Source organism: Chthoniobacter sp. (assembly GCF_040003245.1).
In the GTDB taxonomy this organism is placed as follows: domain Bacteria; phylum Verrucomicrobiota; class Verrucomicrobiia; order Chthoniobacterales; family Chthoniobacteraceae; genus Chthoniobacter.
Genome location: NZ_JBDUCX010000033.1, coordinates 1 through 18,018 on the forward strand (window position 1 = coordinate 1; position 18,018 = coordinate 18,018).

Below are 18,018 nucleotides of genomic sequence, written 5' to 3' on the forward strand. Positions count from 1 at the left end.
GAGCGCCGCGCAGATGGCCAGGAACGGACCTGAGGCCAGCTCACCGGACACGCCGCCCAGCTTGGAAAGCGCGGAGGTAGTGCCCCCCATCTTCCCTTCCATCTTTCCCAGCGCGGCCGTGGCCGGCGAGGAATCAAGATCAAGTTCGCCGAGGAGCATTACGCGCGTCCTCCAATGGCGGGTTGTTCGAACACGGCCAAGGCTGCCAGCACCTTTTCGAGGTCGAATCGAACGAGATTGCGGGAAAGCCGAATCACGGGGATTTGCCGCGCCGTCATCATTACATTGATCTGGCGCGGGCAGACCCCGATTGCCTCGGCAAGTTGCGCCTTGTTAAGCAGGGCAGGTGTTGCGGTTGCACTCATATGCAACCGCCTGCGTGTCAAAACAACGTCACGCCGCTTGCTCGAAGCCAGATGGCGGAAAGGTGGTAATCCGCTTGCCCGCAATCGGCCGCAATTTCCAATAGGCCAGCGCGTCCTTAGGCCTCACCAATTCCCGATAGTGGGCAAAGACCATCGCCGCGCTGTTTCCCATTTCGAGCGCTACTCGCGGCGCGTCCTGACAATCCGCCAGGCGATAGGAGCCGTAGGAGTGGCGCATGGCGTTCTGTGGCCACTCCACGAAGCCCGCGCGCTCTTTGGCAGCATCCAAGCGCTTGCGAAGGCCTACGGGCGCCACGGCACCCGCTTTCTTCGCCAAAGGGCGAAGCCACGCCGCAAGGTTCGCGGAGATCGGGACCAGGCGCCGGCGGGCCGTCTTCGATTTTGCCGCGGTCACTTCGATGTATTTGCCCCTCAGGTCGACTTCAGCCCAATCGAGTTTTTCCACTTCCGCCGCGCGGAGGCCGGAAAAGAGGGAGATCGCCACCACGGGCAAAGTATCGTCGCCACATGCGGAGAGAAGTGCCCCGGCCTGCTTCGGAGTGAGAATTGCGGCCGGCTTATCCATCTCGCGCGCCTTCTCCGTTTTCTTTGCTTCATTCGAGGGGCAGTAGCTGCGTTTTTCGCAGAACGAAAAGAGCGTCCGAAGATCTCGGCGGAAGGTGTTGCGCGTGCCTGGTGACAGCGGGCGAGTCGGCTCATCCTTGTCGCACAACCCGGCAAGCCATTCGTCCAATTCTTTCGCGGTGATGCTGGCGACGCTTCGCTTTGGGAATACCGCTGCAAAGCGGTCCAGGCGCAAGCGTAGGTCATTCTGGTAACGATCAGACCGGCCGGCACCGGCTCGCACTTGGATCAGCTCATCGATGGCGGCTTCAATAGCCACCGACTTTTCCTCTCGGCGAAGATGCTCCAGCGCGAATTCGATCGCCCGTTGGACACTCCAGCCGAATTTCTTCAGCTCTACATCGCCGAAGACGCGCGTGCCATTCTCTCCGCGATGAAGGCGACAATTGCGCGCGTAGGTGTCGGCAGCGTCGCGGGACTTGAAATACTTTCGGGCACCGCCATCCTTCGTCCTCGCGTCCACCATCCAAGACTCTTCACGTTCCAACCAGCGGACATAGGGCCATTGTTGGGGTTTTTCTTTCTCAGCGTTCTTGGCTTTCATTGGCGGTGAATTGGCGGTGGTGTCAATTTACTCTGCAATTCAGCCGCCCTTTTAAGGCGTTGGTTGCGGGTTCGAGTCCCGCCCAACCCACTTCCAAAATCACCCTGGAAAGCTGATAAAGACAGGATTCACGGGCGATTCCTGACACAACATCACACCGGAGGGATGCACGGCGAGCGGCCTTGCCCTGAAGTCTTTGCGTTACCGTTTCTTGCGGTGCGTGGCGCATGTGTAGGCGGAGTTTCCGCCGCACTTCGTGCAGACGCGGGTGTGTTCGCGGACAGTCACGGCTTTTTATCCCCGCTGACGCTCTTCCCAGCCCGAGTCGGTTGACGGAGTTCGAGCCTAACGCAGTCCGAAAACCTGCCGCCGGAAATCCGTCGGCGACTGGCCGGCCATGCGGCGGAACATGCGGTTGAAATGCGTGAGCGAGGCGAAGCCAGCCTCAAAGGCGATCTCGGAGATGCGCGCCTGCGGATTGGCGAGGAGTTTCTTCGCTTTGGCGATACGAACCATCGCGAGGTACTGGGTGAAGGTCATGCCCGTGGCGTGCTTGAAGGTCTTGCAGAAGTGAAACGTGCTCGCGTGAACGCTCCGCGCGATGTCCGTGAGTGTCAGCGTTTCGCCGCTGCGCTCCTCGATGACCTGCCGCGCCTGCTCGATCATCGGCGGCTCCGCGTGGGTCTGCTGCGTGGCGATCTGCTCGGCGGCGAGCGCCAGATGCTGGGCGAAGACTTCGAGCAACCGCAGGACGGCGTCATATTGCTTTCGCCCGATGACCCGCGTGTCGAAATACGCGTGCTCCAGCGTCTCCCAATCCACATCAGCACCCCCCTTTTTCAAAAAATCGGAGACGCGGCGGAAGTCCGCGGGCGTGAGCTTTTTCAACGCCACCTGACCAGTCTGAAGAAAGCCGAGGACCTTGTCGCCGATGCGCACGGGCACGGCGGAGTCCGTGAGGCCAGCGAGGCACATGACGCTTTGCGTGGTGCCGCCGGTAGCAGTGGCCGCGAGCTTTTCCTGCACGTCCACGCACATTCGGCAGCCCGGTTCGCTCTCGGCCATGTGTGTGCAAAACTCGTTGGCCGCTGTACTGCCGCGCATGCCCGGCCGCTTTTTCCCACCCGGCGCAAAGGTCAGCGCCAGCCCGGTCGCCTCTGAGAACGCGCGCTCGTAGTCGCGCACGATGTGCGACTGCGAGAGTTTTTCGGAAATCGTGCCCAACTCGGAAATCTTCACGCCGGAATGGATAACAGCCGGCAGAGACGACCGCAACACAACCGATGGTGAGTCCTGCACAAGCGGCGGTGAGCGCAGGCGATCCGGACGGGGCAAAGTGGGTGCGTGATGGAAACACATGCAGTCAACTCCGAGCCCGACACCGGCCCTTGTGGCCGGTGCGAGCATTGCCGCTGTGGTGAAAGAGGCGCGGCACCGCCCCAGATAGAGACGGCACTCCGTGCCGTTCACGCGACCGTGTCGCCTTCCGTTTCCATCACCACAGCGATGCCCGCTGTGAGCGGTGCGGAATCCCGTCTCTATCCGGCGGTTGGAGCCGATTGATGAACGTCCTCGCGCTGACCATCTTCGTCGGGTTTCTGCTCGTGGGTTTCTTTGTGATCCTGTGGATCGCGACGGCTTGCGATCCCCGTAGCTTCAACGAGCGCGACGCATTGCTCCCCTTGGAACCCGACTCCACCCCTTCCCGTAAATCCGATCATGAGTAACGCAATTACCGGCACGAAAACCCGCATCGAATATGACGACACGCCCGTCCGCCAATTCATGGTGGCGTCGATTTTCTGGGGCATCATCGGCATGCTCGTCGGCGTGCTTATCGCTACGCAACTCGGTGTGTGGCAGGCGAATTTCAAAACGTCATTCCTGACCTTTGGCCGGCTGCGTCCGCTGCATACGAACGCGGTCATCTTCGCTTTCGTCGGCAACATGATGTTCGCGGGCATCTATTACTCCACGCAGCGGCTGGTGAAGGCGCGCACGGCTTCGCAGCTCCTTTCGCGTATTCATTTCTGGGGCTGGCAGGCGATCATCGTCGCGGCGGCGATCACGCTCCCGCTCGGGCTGACGCGCGGCAAGGAATACGCGGAACTGATTTGGCCGATCAACATCGCGGTCGCGGTGATCTGGGTGGTTTTTGGAATCAACTTTTTCTGGACGCTCGCGCGCCGCAATGAGCCGAGCCTCTACGTGGCCATCTGGTTCTACATCGCGTCGATCATCACCGTCGCGATGCTCTACATCGTCAATCACCTCTCGATCCCGACGAGTTGGACGCACAGTTATCCGATCTTTGGCGGCGTGCAGGATGCGCTCGTGCAGTGGTGGTACGGACACAATGCCGTGGCCTTCTTCCTGACCACGCCGATCCTCGGCATCATGTATTACTTTCTGCCGAAGGCGGCGGAGCGGCCTGTTTACAGCTATCGGCTGTCGATCGTCCATTTCTGGTCGCTTGTTTTCATCTAAATCTGGGCTGGGCCGCATCATCTGCTGAATACCTCGCTGCCCGTCTGGCTCCAGCGGCTCGGGATGATCTTCTCGCTCATGCTTTGGGCGCCGAGCTGGGGTGGAATGTTGAACGGTTTGCTGACGCTGCGGGGCGCGTGGCACAAGCTGCGCACCGAGCCGGTGCTGAAGTTTTACGCGGCGGCCGTGACCTTTTACGGCATGGCAACTTTCGAGGGACCACTGATGTCGATCCGCTCGGTAAACGCCCTCTCGCATTACTCCGACTGGACGATCGCACACGTCCACGGCGGCGCGCTGGGCTGGAATGGCTTTATGGCCGCAGGCATGTTTTACTGGCTCGCACCGCGCCTGTGGAAACGCCCGCTGCATTCGCCGAGCGCGGCGAACATGCACTTCTGGCTCGGGACGGTCGGTATCCTCATCTACATGGCCTCGATGTATGTCTCGGGCATCACGCAAGGGCTGATGCTCGGCGCAACCAAGGAAGGCGGCACGGTACTCGCGTATCCCAATTTCCTCGAAGCGGTAACCTCGACGAAAATGCTCATGCACGTCCGTGCACTCGGCGGGCTGATGTATCTCGGCGGTTTCATCATGCTCGCCTGGAACATTTGGAAAACAGCGCGCGGCGCGGAGACGGTGAACGGAAGCATCGAGGTGTATGTGCCGGAGAAGAGCGGGCGCATGGGCCTTGTCGCCGGATTTCTAAATGCGCCGGTCGTCTTCACCACCTTGCTGCTCGTCTTCGCCGCCGGCTGGGCCGCGCTGCCCACTTTTCTGAGTGGCATGTGCATCGTTGGCCTGATCGGCACGGCGATGGCGATGAGCATGAACATCGAGTTTTCCAAGAAGGGCTGGGGCGATTGGTATGAACGGCTGCTCGCGAATGCGCTCCCTTTCACCGCCCTCACCACGGTCGCGGTTTTCATCGGCGGCCTCGTGCAAATCATCCCCACGGTGATGATCGACACCTCGAACAACATCGAAGGGGCGCGGCAGATTCCTTACACGCCGCTCGAACTCGCCGGCCGCGACATCTACATCCGCGAAGGCTGCTACAACTGCCACTCGCAGCAGATCCGCACGCTCGTCGGCGACGTGCTGCGCTACGGCGACTACTCGAAAATGGGCGAGTCAATCTACGACCATCCGTTTCAGTGGGGCTCGAAGCGCACCGGTCCCGACCTCGCTCGCGAAGGCGGAAAGTATCCCAACTCCTGGCACTACTTCCACCTGCGCGATCCGCGGCAGATCAGCCCCGGCTCGACGATGCCCGACTATCTGTGGCTCTTCACCGACAAGACCGACACGCTCGCGCTCCCCAGCAAACTCGCCGTGCAACGCAAGATCGGCGTGCCTTATCCGCCGATGAGCGACGCGGAGATTCAGCAGGCCTGCGACACGCAGGCCGGCACCATCGCCGCCGACCTCAAGACGGCCGGCGCCGAAGTCCCGCCCGATCGCGAGATCATTGCGCTCATTTCCTATCTCCAAAAGCTCGGCAAGTCCGAAAAAGTCGCGCCCGCCGAGGCGCCGAAAACCGCCGCCCAATAATCCGTCATGTTCCACCGCATCCTCGTCGAAGAATGGCAGCGCATGCTCAGCGTCATGAGCATCACGCTCTTCCTCGCCGTCTTCATCATTCACCTCATCCGCGTCCGTCGCATGCCGCGCGAAACCGTCGCGCGCCTGGAAAATCTTCCGCTCGAAAACGATGACCACGCCTGATTCCACCCACCCTGCACCCGAACCGCAGCGCTACAATCCCGCGATGGAACCGGTCAAGTACCTCACTGAGCCGGTCGAAGACGCGCTCCGCCCACACAGCTACGACGGCATCCAGGAATACGACAAACGCCTGCCGCGCTGGTGGCTGCTCACGCTCTACGGTGCGATGGTCTTCGCGGTCCTCTACTGGGCCTACTACGAGACTTACGGCCTCGGCTCCTCTCCCGCGCTCGCGCTGCAAAGCGAGATGGCGGAAAACACCGCCCGCGCCGCGCAAAAGTCCGGGGTGATCGACGACGCGTCCTTGTGGAAAATGAGCCTGGACCCGCAGGAGGTCGCGGCCGGCAAGACGACCTTCGAGACCACCTGTGCCGCCTGCCACAAGCCCGACCTGACCGGCCTGATTGGTCCCAATCTCCTCGATCACGAATGGATTCACGGCGGGCATCCCATGGAGGAAATGAAGACGATCACCGAGGGCAGCCTGCTCAAGGGTATGCCCGCCTGGGGGCCTCTGCTCGGGAAGCAAAAGATCACCGAGGTGACGGCCTACATTTTCTCCCATCATAAACCGGGCGAAGAAATCGTCGCCGTCCCCGGCTGGATACCGCCGGCCGGCCTTGTGCCGCCGCCCGCACCCGCTCCATGATGGAGGCACCGCCACGCCCTTCGCGGGAATCCGTCACGACGATCAACGACGACGGTTCACGGCGCTTCATCCATCCTTCGGCGGTCAGCGGCCGCTTCGCCAACTGGCGCGCGATCCTCGCCCTCGTCCTCACCGCGACCTACTTCGCGCTCCCGTGGATTCGCATCAATGGCCACCCGGCGCTCTTCCTCGACGTTGCGCATCGCCAGTTTCACTACTTCGGGCTGACCTTTCTCGGGCAGGACATCTGGATCGCCTTCTTCGTCCTGAGCGGCCTCGGCTTCTGTCTTTTTTACGTCACCGCGCTGCTCGGTCGCGTATGGTGCGGGTGGGCCTGTCCGCAGACCGTCTTTCTAGACTTCGCGCGCCGCATCGACCGCTGGTGCGAAGGCGACGCGACCACGCGGCGCAAGCTCCACCGCACACCGTCCAGCTTCGGTAAAACCATTCGCCGATTCGCCAAGCACTCACTCTACGCGCTCGTCTCGTTGCTCCTCGCGCACGTGCTGCTTTCGTATTTCGTCTCGCTGCCGCGGCTCTACACGATGATGACTCAGGCGCCCGGCGAGAATTGGGGCGCGTTCGTTTTCGTCTTCCTCATCGCCGGTGCGCTCTGGTTCGACCTCGCTTGGTTTCGCGAACAGTTTTGCATCGTCCTCTGCCCGTATGGCCGTTTGCAATCCGCGCTCATCGACAGCGATTCACTCGTCGTCGGCTACGACACGCAACGCGGCGAACCGCGCGGTCGCAAAGGCACCGAGGGCGCGGGCGATTGCGTCGATTGCCTGCGCTGCGTGCAGGTGTGCCCGACGGGCATCGACATCCGCCAGGGCTTGCAAATGGAGTGCATCGGCTGCACCGCGTGCATCGACGCGTGCGATTCCGTGATGACGAAAATCAAGCGCCCCACCGGCCTCATTCGTTACGACTCACGCCACGGTTTCGCGGGAAAGCCCACGCGCTGGCTGCGTCCACGCATCCTGCTCTACACCGCGCTCGCCCTCTTCGGCGCCGCCGCGCTCACCGCCGCGACCTCGACGCTCAAATCCGCCGCCGTGGGCCTCACCCGCGTTACCGGCATCCCCTACGTCGTCGAAAATGGCGTCGTGCGAAACCAGTTCCTCGTCCGCTTGCAGAACAAGCGCAACGCGCCGGTCACCTTCCAAATCGCCATCGCCGGCGGCCCGCCCAGCTTGCGCTGGAGCGGGGCGGAAGGTGGCGTTCCCGTGGGTTCGCTCGGCGAAGAGATGCGCACGCTCGTGCTCACTCTGCCCCGAGCCGACTTGCAAGGCGAACCCCCCATCCGTTTCCGCATCACGTCGAGCGACGGCACTGTCATCGAAAAACCGGCCACCTTCCTCGGCCCTATCATCCCATGAAAGACCGCCCATGGATCTGGCTCATCCTCGCCAACGTCCTCTTCATCGCGGGGACGATCACGCTCGTCGTCATCGCCGTCCGCCACCAGCAGCCGGAGGTGCCGCTCGTGCATGAACGCTAGCTTCGCCACGCCGATCGCCGCGCTCGTCGCCGGCCTCGCCACGAGCGTGCATTGCACCGCGATGTGCGGGCCGCTCGCCTGCGCGCTGCGGGTCCGACCCATCGAGTATCACGCGTCGCGTTTCCTTTCCTACGCCCTCGCCGGAACGCTCTGCGGCGCGGCCGGGCAGACGGTCGCCACCTTCCTCCAGGGGAGCACCGCGCGCCTCGTCCCGTGGGCGTTCATCATCGTCCTCATCGTGCTCGGGCTCGGGTTGGAAACGCGCCTCCCTCAACCGCGCTTTGTCGCCTCGTTCCTCCTCCGCGCACGGCTCAATCGTTCGCTCGGCTGGCTTACCCCGCTGCTCCCGTGCGGCCCGCTTTGGCTCATGCTCGGCGCGGCGGCGATCACCGGGTCGTGGTGGAGCGGCGGACTCCACATGGCAAGTTTTGTCGCGGGCACGATCCCGCTGCCACTTTTACTGCAAACGCAGGCGCGGCGCGTGCAGCGCGGCATTTCCCCCCAAGCGGCGCGCTGGACCCAGCAAGCCCTCGCCTTCGTTTCGGCGGGCGTGCTGGTCTGGCGCGCCGCTCTTCCTCTCCATGCAAGCTGCCATTGAGCAACGCGTCTGCATCCACTGCGGCACGCCGTTTCGACCCACCGCCCATCGCCCGGATTTTTGCTGCACCGGCTGCCAGTTCGTCCACGACTTGATCGCCAGGAACGGTCTCGGGCAGTTCTACGACTTGCAGGAAGGCGGCGTCCCGCCGGTGCAATCCCTGGTCTTTCAAAAGCGCGACTATGGCTGGCTCGAAGAACTGGCGCGCGACTCTACCGGGACGCTCAAGCTCGACGTGCAAGGGCTCTCCTGCATCGGCTGCGCCTGGCTCATCGAGAAGCTCTTCTCGCGCCAGCCCGGCGCGCTCGCCATCCACGTCGATCCCACGCTCGGCCAGTTGGCGCTCCGCTGGCAGCCCGGCGTCTTCGAGGTCGTCGCCTTTGCGCGCGAGTTGCAATCGTTCGGCTACCTCGTCGGCCCGCCCGGAAAATCCGCCGCGCCGGCCAGCCGCGCGCTGACCCTGCGCCTCGGCCTCTGCGCTGCGCTGGCGCTGAATACCATGCTCTTCACGCTGCCGCGTTATCTCGGCATGAGCAGCGATTTCGAGTTTGCGCCGCTCTTTCAGCGCCTCACGCTCATCCTCGGTACTCTCTCGTTCCTCATCGGCGGCAGCTACTTTTTCATCCGCACCTGGCGCAGCTTGCGCCAGGGCGTGCTGCACATCGACCTTCCGATTTCGCTCGGACTCCTCGCCGCGTATGCCGGCTCCGTGTTCGCGTGGACGCGCGGCGCGCACGGGTTCGTTTACTTCGATTTCGTTTCCACGTTCACCTTCCTGATGCTCGCGGGGCGCTGGCTCCAGCAAAAAGCCGTCGAGCGCAACCGCCACCAACTCCTCGCCGCCCAGGCCGAACCGCCGCCCGTGCGGCTGGCTTCCGGAGAGCAAGTGCCCGTCGTTCGCCTCGCCCCGGGCGATGTCTTCTCCGTTGCACCCGGTCAGGTCGTGCCCGTGCTCGCGCGGCTATGTTCCGAAGGTGCCACGCTGGGCATGGAATGGATCAGCGGCGAAGGCGAAGCCGCCAGCGCCCGGCGCGGACGGCTCGTGCCGGCGGGCGCGATGAATTGCAGCCCGTCCGCCATCGAACTCGAAGCCCGCGAACCGTGGGCTGACTCGCTGCTCGCGAAGCTCCTGCGGATCACGCCCGCCGGCGCGGCGCGCGACCCCGGGCTGGAGCGCTTCCTCCGCGCCTACATCGGCGTCGTGCTCGGCCTCGCGGCGGCGGGCTTTTGCGGCTGGTGGGTGGCCACGGGCGCGCTGCTGCCCGCATTGCAAGTGCTCATCTCGGTCCTCGTCGTCTCGTGTCCGTGCGCCTCCGGCGTCGCGCTGCCGTTGTGCCGCGATCTCGCCACGTCGAGGATGCGACAACTCGGCGTCTTCATCCGCGACGGCGAGCTGTGGGCCAAGCTCGACCGCGTCCGCAAAATCCTCTTCGACAAGACCGGCACGCTCACCCTCGAAGCCCTGTCACTGCTCAACCCCGGAGTGCTGCGCCTTCTCCGCACCGAGGAGCGCGCCACGCTCCTCGCGATGGTGCAGGACAGCCTGCATCCGGTGAGCGGCTGCCTGCGCGAGCAACTCCTCGCCGAGCACGTCGAGCCGGCGTCAGCCGGGTTGGTGAGCGAAAGCGTCGGCTTCGGCCTCGAGATGGAACAGGACGGTGGAACGTGGCGCCTCGGCCGCGCCGAGTGGGCCGCTCCCGGGACGGATGGCGACTGCATTTTTTCCCGGGACGGCGAACCGCTCGCTGCCTTCCGCTTCGGCGAAGAAGCCCGGGACGACGCCCGGGAAGAACTCGCCACCCTGCGCGCCTCCGGCTGCGAAGTTTTCATCCTCAGCGGCGACCGCCGGGCAAAAGTGGACGCCATGGCCGACCGCCTTCACCTCCCGCGAGAGCACTGCTTCGGCGAACTTTCGCCCGAGGAGAAGGCCGGGCGCGTCCGCCAGATCGACGCTCGCGACACGCTCTATCTCGGCGACGGCGCGAACGACTCCCTCGCCTTCGACGCCGCGTGGATCAGCGGCACGCCCGCCATCGACCGCGGCCTGCTCGAGCAAAAGGCGGGCTTCTATTTCCTCGGTCGCGGCCTGAACGGTGTGCGTGTCCTGCTCGCCACCGCGGCCCTGCGCCGCCGCACCGCCCTCGCCGTCGTCGCCTTTGCCCTCACTTACAACACCGTGGCCGTGGTCCTCTGCCTCGCCGGCCGCATGAGCCCGCTCCTCGCCGCCATCCTCATGCCCGCGAGTTCCCTCGTCTCGCTCGCGATCGTCTTCGCGGGATTTCGCCGGCGGCCCACAGGCTAAGCACAGGCTAAGATCTCCGAAGACGTCCCATTTTCCATTTTCCGTCGCCCCTCTCCCCCTCACGCGTCACGCAACGCCTTCACCCGATCATGCGTCGCCACGATGGCGGCATGCTGATGTTCCACGATTTCCCGGATGTCCTTCGGCATTTCCTGCGCGAGCGTCTTCTGGTATTCGGCCACCGCGCTATCTTCCCCGCGTTCGCACTCCGCCAGGATCGCCTGCTGATCCCGCCCGCCGATCGCCGTTTTCAAATTGATCCAGCCCCGGTGCAATGTCCCGGCCACGCTGCTGGCATTCTCCGGATTGCTGTCACCGAGACCGTGCGCCGCCGCTTGCAACTCGCCGGTAAACTTCGCGCGTTGCAACGAGCATTCATTGAAGAGTTGCTTGAGTTCCACCCCCTGCACATTCTCCGCGGCCGTTAAAAAGCCCTCCTGCCCATCGCGGCACGTTTGAATGAGGTGATTGAGGGTGGAACGAAGATCGGAGTTCGAGTGCATACCGAAGAATCGAAAGGCAGGGCCAAACTGCGTGCAGGCGACCAAACTTCCCCATCACCGCGAACCATTGGTGAACTTATGAGCGAACACCCCAGTCCCATCTCCCACGATCAAATTGCCGCCCGCGCCCAGGAATTATGGGAAGCCGACGGACGACCTCACGACAAGGCGGAAGACCATTGGTCGCAGGCGGAATCCGAGTTGCGAACCAAGCTTGCCGATCTCGCCGCCGCCACCCCTCCGGCGGTCATCCCTGTCGTCGCGGGTATCTCCTGAAGCCAACGCGCAGGCCCGCAAGTTAACCACGAAGGCGCGAAGACACGAAGAAGACCTAAACCTTCGTGTCTTCGTGCCTTGGTGGTAACATACCCGCTCCTTCCACGGAGGCTGCATCCGCAGCCGGCACGCGGAACTCTTCATCCAAAAACACATCCAGCTCGTGCATCGCCCGCGTGAGCTGGCCGCGAAGTTCCGCGGTCACTGGGTCCGAAAAAGCATCCACCGGCACGGCCATGATCTTTTCGTAGCGCTTGAAGAGCGCCCTTTTCGGACTCGTGCGGCCCGCCTTTTCCAAAAGCTCTTCCACCTCCGCGACGCGCCGCTGCGCCTCGTGAATTCTTTCCAGCGCCAGCGCCTCGGTGATCTCGCCCGCCTCCACCTTCTGCAACTGCCGGCAGGCAAACACCCGGCACCGTTCCGGCCGCGCCGCATAGATCGAGCAGTGCGATCCGCGAAACGCCGGACACGGCTGCTGGATGTAATTCTGCCCCTTCTTGCGCTTCAGCTTCAACCCCAGCGCCGACAACTCCTTCGCCGAATCTTTCGGCTGCAGCCGCACAATATAAAACATCACCCCATTGCAACACATCCCGCACGCCGCGCAGAGACGCGACGCCGCGGAAGCCTGCTCCGCCGCCGTCATAGCTCCACACCCGGCGGCGGCAATTCCGGCGGATGCTCCGCCGCCTCCGCCGCAAACCATTCCTCCACCCGTTTGCGCGCCCAAGGCGTCTTGCGCAAAAACGTCAGACTCGACTTCACGCTCGGGTCATTGAGAAAGCAGCGCACCGGAATCCGATAGCCCATCTCCTCCCAGCCATGCCGCTGGGCGAGTTGCGTCACGATCGTCTCCAGCGTCACGCCGTGCAGAGGATCGCGGGGATGAGGGAAAGCGGAAGACATTGATGGGACGATAACGCACCACCCGAGTCGCGGTCAGCAAATTCCCATCTCCCGTCTCGAATTCGCCCGCGCTCCCTTTCAGGATGCCGCCCCATGAAGGCCTCCCTCCTCACTTCTCTCTTCTGCCCTGCGGCCCAGACCACTCCATGACCGACTGCGCCACGAGTGAAGCGCGCGCCCGGCAGTCACTCGGCATCAGCGGAGGTAATCCCTACTACGCATGGGCCGTACGCGGTCTGGAAGAGGACCTGCCCCGCGCCACCGCCATCCTCGATCTCGGGTGCGGCGTCGGCCATTTCGGGAAATTCCTGCAAGATCACTTCGGACAACGTCCACACGGCATCGACGTCATCCGGCACCCGGGCTTTCTCGAGGAAAGCTATGCATCATTCGCTCTGCACGATCTCAATGCGCCACTGCCCACCGAAAGATCGTTCGACTTCATCTTTGCCCTCGGCCTCATCGAATATATCCCCAACCCGCGCGCCTTCTTCCATTCCGTCGCCCCGCTCCTCGCCTCCGGCGGACGCTTGGTTATCACCGCGCCCAACCCCGCCTCCCTGCGCAGCCTCCTCTCCCTCGCCGTCCGCGGCGAATTCAGCGCCTTCCGCAAATCATCCAATCCCGCCTCCATCACCCCCGTGCTCCCCGTCGATGCCCAGCGCATGTTACGCGAAGCGCACCTCCCCGATCCGATTCTCGAATACTCCGCCTCCGGCCGCATCCCCGTCTGTCGCGAGCTGCGTTACCAGCAACTCCTCCCCTTCCTCCGCGGTCGTCTCTGGTCCGATGACTTCTGCTGCATCGCCCGTTCACCGGTCACCTGACACATCGAGTAATCAGGACTTACCAGTTATCCCCTATCATCCGGCAAACCTGCAGCGTGTTATGCATTTAAACTTTTGCAGAAGAACACGCGCCCCCAGCCCCGTCATCCTGAGCTTGCGAAGGACCTCTGATTTCGCTCTGGCATCTGATGCATGGCCAACTGGACAAACGAAGCGCCATCTTTTCCAAATTGGTGAAGAAAGGCAGAGATCAGAGGTCCTTCGCAAGCTCAGGATGACGGGAGGATGAGGCACGCGCCATACAAGTTCATGGCATCGCGAGCGAGGTGAGTTATTTCACTATTCCTGAACGACTAAGGAACCCGCACCCACTTCCCCGCCTTCGCACTCTTCAACACCGCCTCGCAAATCTTCACCTCATGATGCCCGTCGCCCGCGGTGGCGAATAGGAGCGGGGTCTTCCGGCCGCTGGCGATGTGTTCGTAGATGGCGCGGAAGTTCATCTTGTGGCTGTCGGGGAAGCCTTCCGGATGACCGCCGGGATAATCGGTGAAATGGGCGACGTCTTCGTGAAAGCCGGCGGTGCCGCGCTGGAGTATCTGGTTGGGCTCGTCGCGGCGGCCGACCTGGATTTCATTCGGCTGCTGCAAGTCCCAGCGCATGCTCGCTTCCGTGCCGTAGATGCCTAGGGCGAGGGAGCATTTCCAGCCGGCGGCGACCTGGGAGATGGCGGCGTTGGCGTGCACGCCATTGGCGAAGCGCAGGAGGAGGCTGGCGAAATCCTCGGTATCGACGGCGTAGCTGACCATCGCCTTCGGATCTACCTTGGCGAAGGTCTTCACCTCGCCGCGCGGGCGTTTGCGTTTCTTGTGAAACGTCTCGAGCGTGGCGAAGACGGATTCGACGGGTGAGCCGAGGATGAAGGACAACGCATCGATCCAATGCGTGCCGATATCGCCCACGGCGCGCAGCTTGCCGCCTTCGCTGGCCAGCAGGCGCCAGTTGTAATCCGTCTCCTGCAAAAGCCAGTCCTGGAAGAAATGACCCTGCACGTGAATGATCTTCCCGAGATCGCCGCGCTGCACCGCCGCGCGCATTTGCAGGATCGCCGGGAAAAAGCGGCAATTGTAATTCACGGCCAGCACCGTCTTCGCCTTGGCCGCCGCCTTGACCACGCGCGCCGTTTCCTTCGTGTCCATGCCGAGCGGTTTCTCGCACAACACGTGCTTGCCCGCCGCCAGGCCGGCGAGCGCCTGCTCGACGTGCAGTTTGTTCGGCGAGGTGATGTGGATGACATCGACATTCGGCGAGGCGTACATCGCCCGGTAATCGTAATCGCCGTAAACCTCCGGGATCGCCCATTTCTCCGCCGTGGCCCGCGCATTCGCCGTGGAGCCGCACACGGCAGTGACCTGCACGCCGATGCGGCGCAACGCTTCGATATGGACCGGCGCGATAAAGCCGGTGCCGATGATGCCGGCCCGGAGGGAAGTGATCGACATGCCCGCAAGGCTAGGGAAGCCCGCCCCCGTGCGTCAAACTCTGCCCATCCACGGACGGCGGCGGAAGCCCACGGTAAATTGCGGCGGCCGCAGGAGCCGCCGATTTTGCTTGACTTTTGTGACCATAAACCCTATGCTGTCGCCCGGAAATGGAGTGAGTGGGCCATGGGAAGGAAACGGGGGGAGTTATCGGACGGCGAGCTGGTTTGGTGGGCGAGACAGGATTTCAGACAATGCACATGGATACTTTTCAAATCATGGGATGGCGTGCCCTCGGGACGCCGGTTTGCGGACATGTCATGTCCGAGGTCGTTCCATGCCTCTACTCCAGAGTGAATCGCGCCTGGTCGTGTCCAATCGTGCCTAATCGTGCCTTTTTTTTCGGTCAAACTCTGCGGCATGACGCTGTTCCACGCCGGATTCCGGGCGGGAGCGACGCTCGTATCCCAGTGCGATCCCACCGCCGCGCATCAGAGGAAATCCCACCCGATCCCACTCGGTTATTTTCGACCCAATCCGGGAGATCTTTTGTGGAACATTCGATAAAAGCGCGCCCGGCGAATCGCCTCCGGTCCGTCCCCATCCGGCAATCCGCCGGCCAGAGAGACTTAAGGCAAATCAAGGTAAATCAAGGCAATCAAGGCTGCGAAAATCTCCCACTAACACATCCGACCCGATGCGATATCTTCGTCCAATGAGAATCTCGAAGCTCTCCGCGAGGCTGCTGCTACCGTGCGCCGTGCTCGGTCTGGCCATGGCTTTCTCGGGCTGCTCGGATTTCTTCACCCGCCCGGACCAATCCGGCCCGGTCTATATCCCGCCACCCGATCCGCCTCCACCGCCGCCGCCGGAACCGCCGATCATTCCCCCGCAGTGATGGAGCTGGCATTCGCATTGCCAATCGATGGACCCGCGCGACATTTCGCGCGAACCATTCTCTCACCTTGCCCATGAATCTCACGATCTCCTCTCTGCTCCTCGCCGCCACCCTCGCCCTTGCCGGGTGCGCGTCGCCCGCCCAGACCTACGCGCAGCAACACCCGGAGCTTTCGGCGAAGCAATTGGAGATCTTGAACACGGGCAAGATCCCCGATGGCGATGCCGTGGCCGGGATGACGCGCGAGCAGATCCAGCTCGCGATGCACCAGGAGCCGACGCAGTACACGAAGGTCGATGGACAGGACGCCTGGGTCTACGTGGTGAAGAAGCTGAGCGCGATGAACCTGACGATGGCCAACGATGCGACGTTCAACCGGCAGGACAATCGCAGCCGGCACTCGCTCGCCGAAGAGGAAAACCACGCGCCCAACGACCAGCCGACGACCCGGACGACCGTCTACTTTCAGGGCAACGTGGCAACGCGCGCGGAAGTGGTCAGCGGCGGTCTGTAACCGCACGCGCCACTTCACGCAATACTCTGCCCTCAGGAACGAAGGCCGCGCCGTGCTCGCGGTTGACGGCGCGCGTGGCGGCCAGCGCGATGCGCTGAAAGAAAGCCAGTCGATCCTCCTCCGAAACCTCGTGCCAATGCGGCTTCACCTGCAACACCAACTCATCGCCCACACGCTCCAGCAAGCCCCAGCCGCAGGGCAGCACATGCGGGCAGACCGCCGCCGGTTCGGCGACGACGTAGAAGAGGTTCGCCGCACCATATTTCGTCAGGCGGTCGAACTTCGTGTTGCCGTGCAGCCGGTCGCTGAGCTGCCGGATTTTGCGCAGGATCTTCTCGTAGCGCTCGTAGCCCGGGCGCTCGAAATTCAGCGTCTCGTATTCCTGAAAGAGCGAGTCGCCGTTGCGGATGGATGGGTAGTGAATCTTGAGTTCCTGCTCGGCCCGTTCCCTTTTCTCGTGGAGCACCTGCAGCCGCTCGACGGTGGCCTTCATCGAGCGGGCATCGCGAATGAAATCCGTAGCCGAGGCCTTGCACTCGAAGATCGCCGTGGCGCCAATCGTAGTTTTCCAGGCGAGCCGCTCCCGGCGTGTGCGCTCATCGCGCCGCACCTCGCGCACGCGCTGTGGCTGGTAGGCCGCCACATCCATCCGCACGCGATGATTCGGCAGCGAGACCTCCGCCGCCGCGACGCGAAAACCGTGCGTCTGCGCCCACAGCAACGCCAGCCGCTTCAAATCGCGGTGCGCTTGGCTTTCGCCATTTTTTGGGATCGGCGAAGGATTGATATCGGCGGCATCCATGAGGGTCACCTTATCTCACGGCACCAGAACGGCCGCACCCGTGAGCTGGCCGGAACGCAGCCGGGAGAGCGCTTCATTCGCCGCCTCGAGGAGAAAGGGCTCCGTCGTCGTGTGCACCGGCACTTGCGGCGCGATCTCCAGGAATTCGTGACCGTCATCCCGCGTGAGATTGGCCACCGAACAGATCGACCGTTCCTGCCAGAGATCACGATACGGAAACGACGGGATATCGCTCATGTGAATGCCTCCGCAAACGACGGTCCCGCCCTTGCGGACAGCGCGCAAGGCCGCGGGCACGAGCGCGCCCGCGGGAGCGAAGATGATAGCCGCATCCAGCGGGGCCGGCGGCGCTTCATCGGAGCTTCCGGCCCATGTGGCTCCGAGGCCACGGGCGAATTCCTGCGCGGTGGAATCTCCCTGGCGGGTGAAAGCATACACCTCGCGACCCTCGAAATGCGCGACCTGCGCCACGATGTGCGCAGCGGCGCCGAAGCCATAGAGCCCGATCCGCTGCGCGTCGCCCGCCTTGCGCAACGACCGATAGCCGATCAAGCCCGCGCAAAGCAGCGGTGCACAAGAGACGTCGTCGAAGCTCTCCGGCACCGCGAGGCAGAAGCGCGCGTCCGCCACGGTGTACTCCGCATAACCCCCATCAATCGTGTAGCCGGTGAAACGCGCGAAATCGCAAAGATTCTCCCGCCCGGACCGGCAGAAATCGCACTCGCCACACGTCCAGCCCAGCCACGGCACGCCTACCCGGGCGCCGACGCGCAACCCGGTGACGCCTTCGCCGAGCAGTTCGACACGGCCGACAATTTCATGGCCGGGAATCAACGGGAGCTTCGGGTTGGGCAGCTCCCCATCGATGACATGCAGGTCCGTGCGGCACACGGCGCAAGCGCGCACGCGGAGCAGCACCTGGCCGGCGCCGGGCTGCGGCACGGGCACATCCCGCAAGGCCAGCGGTTGCCCCGGGGTTTCGAATATCATCGCGCGCATGAACCTATATATTGCCACCGATTCCGACC

20 protein-coding genes and 1 pseudogene are annotated in these 18,018 nt (G+C 63.2%); 12 read left to right on the forward strand and 9 right to left on the reverse strand.

The features are described 5' to 3' along the window. Positions 1-158: 158 nt before the first annotated feature. The 3 genes from ABJF10_RS06415 to ABJF10_RS06425 form a co-directional block, all read right to left on the reverse strand. Positions 159-365 carry a hypothetical protein gene (locus tag ABJF10_RS06415; RefSeq protein ID WP_348543703.1) on the reverse strand — a complete coding sequence of 69 codons (207 nt, stop codon included), beginning with the start codon at positions 363-365 and terminating at the stop codon, positions 159-161. Between the two features lie 28 nt (positions 366-393). Beyond that, positions 394-1,554: a tyrosine-type recombinase/integrase gene (locus ABJF10_RS06420; RefSeq protein WP_348543704.1), complete on the reverse strand. Its 1,161-nt coding sequence runs from the start codon at positions 1,552-1,554 to the stop codon at positions 394-396. A 345-nt stretch (positions 1,555-1,899) separates the two neighbouring features. Next, positions 1,900-2,793 carry a helix-turn-helix domain-containing protein gene (locus tag ABJF10_RS06425; protein ID WP_348543705.1) on the reverse strand — a complete coding sequence of 298 codons (894 nt, stop codon included), beginning with the start codon at positions 2,791-2,793 and terminating at the stop codon, positions 1,900-1,902. Positions 2,794-3,116: 323 nt separating this feature from the next. Here ABJF10_RS06425 and ABJF10_RS06430 point away from each other — a divergent pair, with 323 nt between their 5' ends. The 8 genes and pseudogenes from ABJF10_RS06430 to ABJF10_RS06465 all read left to right on the forward strand — a co-directional run bounded on the left by ABJF10_RS06430 (position 3,117) and on the right by ABJF10_RS06465 (position 10,822). Continuing rightward, positions 3,117-3,281, forward strand: coding sequence for a hypothetical protein (locus ABJF10_RS06430; protein ID WP_348543706.1), 165 nt, complete (start codon positions 3,117-3,119; stop codon positions 3,279-3,281). After that, a pseudogene (gene ccoN, locus ABJF10_RS06435) lies at positions 3,274-5,598 on the forward strand (cytochrome-c oxidase, cbb3-type subunit I). Before ABJF10_RS06430 ends, ccoN begins: the two are co-directional and overlap by 8 nt. A 6-nt stretch (positions 5,599-5,604) precedes the next feature. Then, positions 5,605-5,772: a hypothetical protein gene (locus tag ABJF10_RS06440; protein ID WP_348543707.1), complete on the forward strand. Its 168-nt coding sequence runs from the start codon at positions 5,605-5,607 to the stop codon at positions 5,770-5,772. Next, positions 5,759-6,421 (forward strand): cbb3-type cytochrome c oxidase N-terminal domain-containing protein, encoded by a 663-nt coding sequence (locus ABJF10_RS06445; protein WP_348543708.1) that lies wholly within the window; start codon positions 5,759-5,761, stop codon positions 6,419-6,421. The genes ABJF10_RS06440 and ABJF10_RS06445 overlap by 14 nt, the downstream gene beginning before the upstream one ends. Then, entirely contained in the window at positions 6,418-7,800 is a 1,383-nt protein-coding gene (gene ccoG / locus ABJF10_RS06450) for a cytochrome c oxidase accessory protein CcoG (protein WP_348543709.1), read from the forward strand. The genes ABJF10_RS06445 and ccoG overlap by 4 nt, the downstream gene beginning before the upstream one ends. Next, positions 7,797-7,922: a hypothetical protein gene (locus tag ABJF10_RS06455; protein ID WP_348543710.1), complete on the forward strand. Its 126-nt coding sequence runs from the start codon at positions 7,797-7,799 to the stop codon at positions 7,920-7,922. The genes ccoG and ABJF10_RS06455 overlap by 4 nt, the downstream gene beginning before the upstream one ends. Further along, a complete protein-coding gene (locus ABJF10_RS06460; RefSeq protein WP_348543711.1) occupies positions 7,912-8,520 on the forward strand; it encodes a sulfite exporter TauE/SafE family protein in 609 nt (202 codons plus the stop codon). The genes ABJF10_RS06455 and ABJF10_RS06460 overlap by 11 nt, the downstream gene beginning before the upstream one ends. Next, complete coding sequence (locus tag ABJF10_RS06465; protein ID WP_348543712.1) at positions 8,504-10,822, forward strand: heavy metal translocating P-type ATPase metal-binding domain-containing protein; 2,319 nt, start codon at positions 8,504-8,506, stop codon at positions 10,820-10,822. The genes ABJF10_RS06460 and ABJF10_RS06465 overlap by 17 nt, the downstream gene beginning before the upstream one ends. 59 nt (positions 10,823-10,881) lie before the next feature. On the opposite strand, the gene ABJF10_RS06470 is transcribed toward ABJF10_RS06465, so the two are convergent. Then, positions 10,882-11,325 (reverse strand): PA2169 family four-helix-bundle protein, encoded by a 444-nt coding sequence (locus tag ABJF10_RS06470; RefSeq protein WP_348543713.1) that lies wholly within the window; start codon positions 11,323-11,325, stop codon positions 10,882-10,884. Between the two features lie 78 nt (positions 11,326-11,403). On the opposite strand from ABJF10_RS06470, the gene ABJF10_RS06475 reads away from it, so the two are divergent. Continuing rightward, complete coding sequence (locus ABJF10_RS06475; protein ID WP_348543714.1) at positions 11,404-11,601, forward strand: DUF2934 domain-containing protein; 198 nt, start codon at positions 11,404-11,406, stop codon at positions 11,599-11,601. Between the two features lie 55 nt (positions 11,602-11,656). Here the strand turns inward: ABJF10_RS06475 and ABJF10_RS06480 are convergent, their stop codons facing one another. Then, positions 11,657-12,307, reverse strand: coding sequence for a YkgJ family cysteine cluster protein (locus tag ABJF10_RS06480; protein WP_348543715.1), 651 nt, complete (start codon positions 12,305-12,307; stop codon positions 11,657-11,659). Next, on the reverse strand, positions 12,244-12,507 hold the full coding sequence (locus ABJF10_RS06485) for a VF530 family protein (RefSeq protein ID WP_348543716.1): 264 nt from the start codon (positions 12,505-12,507) through the stop codon (positions 12,244-12,246). The genes ABJF10_RS06480 and ABJF10_RS06485 overlap by 64 nt, the downstream gene beginning before the upstream one ends. 146 nt (positions 12,508-12,653) lie before the next feature. Here ABJF10_RS06485 and ABJF10_RS06490 point away from each other — a divergent pair, with 146 nt between their 5' ends. Beyond that, complete coding sequence (locus ABJF10_RS06490; RefSeq protein ID WP_348543717.1) at positions 12,654-13,334, forward strand: methyltransferase domain-containing protein; 681 nt, start codon at positions 12,654-12,656, stop codon at positions 13,332-13,334. A 314-nt stretch (positions 13,335-13,648) separates the two neighbouring features. Here ABJF10_RS06490 and ABJF10_RS06495 read toward each other — a convergent pair whose 3' ends face one another. Further along, positions 13,649-14,797 carry a Gfo/Idh/MocA family oxidoreductase gene (locus ABJF10_RS06495; protein ID WP_348543718.1) on the reverse strand — a complete coding sequence of 383 codons (1,149 nt, stop codon included), beginning with the start codon at positions 14,795-14,797 and terminating at the stop codon, positions 13,649-13,651. A 694-nt stretch (positions 14,798-15,491) separates the two neighbouring features. Here ABJF10_RS06495 and ABJF10_RS06500 point away from each other — a divergent pair. Together ABJF10_RS06500 and ABJF10_RS06505 are read left to right on the forward strand one after the other, a co-directional pair. Beyond that, positions 15,492-15,674, forward strand: coding sequence for a hypothetical protein (locus ABJF10_RS06500; protein WP_348543719.1), 183 nt, complete (start codon positions 15,492-15,494; stop codon positions 15,672-15,674). Between the two features lie 73 nt (positions 15,675-15,747). Next, positions 15,748-16,188 (forward strand): hypothetical protein, encoded by a 441-nt coding sequence (locus ABJF10_RS06505; protein WP_348543720.1) that lies wholly within the window; start codon positions 15,748-15,750, stop codon positions 16,186-16,188. Here the strand turns inward: ABJF10_RS06505 and ABJF10_RS06510 are convergent. Beyond that, complete coding sequence (locus tag ABJF10_RS06510; protein WP_348543721.1) at positions 16,172-16,990, reverse strand: hypothetical protein; 819 nt, start codon at positions 16,988-16,990, stop codon at positions 16,172-16,174. The two genes, ABJF10_RS06505 and ABJF10_RS06510, sit on opposite strands and share 17 nt — an antisense overlap. Before the next feature lie 15 nt (positions 16,991-17,005). Beyond that, complete coding sequence (locus ABJF10_RS06515; RefSeq protein WP_348543722.1) at positions 17,006-17,989, reverse strand: zinc-dependent alcohol dehydrogenase family protein; 984 nt, start codon at positions 17,987-17,989, stop codon at positions 17,006-17,008. Between the last annotated feature and the right edge of the window lie 29 nt (positions 17,990-18,018).